Here is a 2,585-nt window from a genome sequence, read left to right as displayed (position 1 = left end):
CTTCCTTACCGAGCCGTTCCTCCAGCTCGATGGACAGCTGCCGAGCTATCCCCGCGAAGCGCTCATGGCCGTAGACATCCTTCTTGCCCTCGTCGAAGTCCATGGACCCCGCACGCGGCTTCGCCCCGACGGTCGACATGATGACGGTCGTGCGTCGGTGACGGGCTTGAGGATGGTCTCGATCCACACCGTGTGCATCTTGATGTACGAGTCGAGCGCCAGCGCGTCCTGCACCTGCTCGCCCGGAGACCGTTCCAGGTGTGCGGTGTTGATGTGCTGGAGGATCGGCAGCAGTACGTCCTGGACGCTGCTGCACTGCGTGGTGCCACCGTCGGACCCGGTCGGGGTGGCGGTGGGTGTGGGTGTGGCGGTCGCCGTGTCGGTGGGCATGGGCATGCCGGTGGGAGTGGCCGTGGGGGTGACGGTGGGAGTGCCGGTCGGCGTGGCCGTGGGCGTCGTACCGCCGCCCGTGCCGCCACCGTCGTCCGCGACCACCTTCACCGAGGACACCATGTCCGGGTGCACGGCGCAGTAGTACTCGTACGTCCCGGCCTTGGTGAACGTGTACGACCACGAGTCGCCCTGGTTCAGGGTGCCGGAGTCGAACTTCACCGGGGCGCTGGTCGTGGTGACCGTGTGCGGCGCGCTGTCGTGGTTGGTCCACTGGACGGTCTGGCCGACCTTGACGACGAGTTGCTTACCGTCGCCGAACTCGTAGCTCATGATGTCGACCTGGTAGTCCGGCGTGGCAGCCGCCGCAGGCCGCACCTCGGCCGCGGCGGCTGCGGGCGCCTGAGCCGCGCCCGCTGCCGCCGTGTCCGAGGTCCTGGCGCTGCCTGCAGCCGCCTGCAACAGCCCCAGGCTGAGCACGGCCGCGAGGGCCGCGCCGAGCCCGGCGACCAGCAGGGCCCGGTTGCCGAACGGTGACCGGCGCCGCCGGTCACCGGTTTCTTCGGTGCGTTTCAAAGCAACTCCTTTGTTCCATGGGGGAGTTCAGCGGCCGGGATCGGCCGTGACCAGCAGACTCGTCACGACGAGCACGACGAGGACGAGCCCCGTCTCCGCCGCGACCGAGAAACCGAAGGGCCGCACGGTGGCGGCGTCGCCGCGCAGCAGCACGGCGAGATCGAGGCGCGTCCGCGTCCACTGGCGGCTGCACCAGGCGGCGGCCAGGACGACGGCGAGGACGCCCGTCTTGAGCAGCAGCAGATGCCCGTACGAGGTGTGCAGCAGGGCGTCGTAGGACCCCACGATCTGCCAGGCCAGCACCAGGCCGGCGGCGACGATCGCCGTCACGCTCGCGGCGGCCAGTTTCGAGTAACCGGGCACCACGGACGCCAGTTCGGCGGGCTCGCGGCGCGGCAGCACGGCCACCGTGAGCATGACGAGCCCGCCGATCCAGAGGGAGACGCCGAGCAGGTGGACGAGATCGGCGACCGCGCCCCAACTGGGCTCGCTGCCCTCGGAGTTGTGGCCCGCCATACCGGTCGCCCGCAGCAGCCCGAGGGCCACCGCACCGGCCCCCACCCGCCAGCCGGGCGAACGTGCCGTACGCGCACCGCCCTGCAACAGAGCCGCCAGCACCACGGCCGCGAGCACCCACAACAGGCCCCGGGCGGCGAGCGCGAGACCGGGCCCGGTGGTGAGGACGTCGGCGTACGTCGCCGGGCGCAGTACGTCCCGCGGGCCGCCGAGCGCGGTGTACGCGCCCTGCAACCCGAGGCTCGCGACGGTCGACGACAGCCCGCACGTCCAGGCCAGTCCGAGCAGCACCCGTGCCCGCGGTTCGCCGGCGCCGCGCGGCCACAGCAGTGCGACGAAGGCGAGGCCGCCCACGAACAGGGCCAGCGACAGATAACCCGTCCAGCGAGCGGCGACGAGGCCCCTGCGCACCGAGGGGGATGGTGCGAGAGCGGCCGTGGCCTCGCCGCCGCGGTTCTGGGTGCCCTGCGCGGCCTGCGCGCCGATGCCGAAGGTGAGCCGGCCGGAGGAGGCGTGACCGTCCTCCTCGTCGATCACGGACCAGGTGACGGAGAGGGTGCCCCCGGTCGCGTGGGGGAGCGCGACGCGGACCGTGGCACTGCCCCTGCCCGGTGTCCGGGACACGGGGAGCCGGTCGCCGTCCATGGTCATGACGCGTACGTCGGCCAGGTCGACGGGCTCGTCGAAGACGAGGGTGAGGTCGGCGGGAGCCTTCGCCGCCCGGGTGCCGTCCTTCGGCGTGGAGCTGACCAGTTCGGTGTGGGCGGCGGCGGGGGACGCGGACAGGAGCCCGAGGAGGGCGGCGGAGAGCAGGAGCAGGAGAGTGCGGCGGAGGGTCGTCACGGGGTGGCCTCCGACGACGGTGACGCGGACGGTGACGCGGACGGTGACGCGGTGGCGCCCAGCAGACCGTCGAGCGGGGCGAGTCCGACGCACGGCGAGGGCTGTGCGGTGGGCTCTTCGGCGTCCGCGCCGTCGAGGACGCCGAAGAGGGACTGGGTGAGGCCGGTGAGGAGCGGTTGCGCGAGGCGCACCTCACCGTCCGCGCAGCTGTCGCTGTCGGCGGGCGGCGTCGCGGTCGGGGAACCGGACGGGGAGGGGGC

Annotated in this window: 1 protein-coding gene and 3 pseudogenes; all 4 read right to left on the bottom strand. The window is 72.6% G+C overall.

What is annotated here, in order from left to right; all coding sequences use genetic code 11:
- Window positions 1–130, bottom strand: a pseudogene (locus tag ACNFOC_RS53140) (6-phosphofructokinase); the annotation flags it as partial.
- Window positions 131–504: 374 nt separating this feature from the next.
- A pseudogene (locus ACNFOC_RS53135) lies at window positions 505–723 on the bottom strand (cupredoxin domain-containing protein); the annotation flags it as partial.
- Window positions 724–993: 270 nt separating this feature from the next.
- Window positions 994–2,325, bottom strand: a complete 1,332-nt coding sequence (locus ACNFOC_RS53130; protein WP_416966132.1) for a copper resistance CopC/CopD family protein — start codon at window positions 2,323–2,325, stop codon at window positions 994–996.
- Window positions 2,322–2,585 (bottom strand): annotated as a pseudogene (locus ACNFOC_RS53125) (hypothetical protein); the annotation flags it as partial. The gene ACNFOC_RS53130 and the pseudogene ACNFOC_RS53125, both read right to left, overlap by 4 nt.

The sequence above is a fragment of the Streptomyces colwelliae genome (assembly GCF_048158785.1).
In the GTDB taxonomy this organism is placed as follows: Bacteria; Actinomycetota; Actinomycetes; order Streptomycetales; family Streptomycetaceae; genus Streptomyces.
This window is presented reverse-complemented; position numbering and strand designations above follow the sequence as displayed.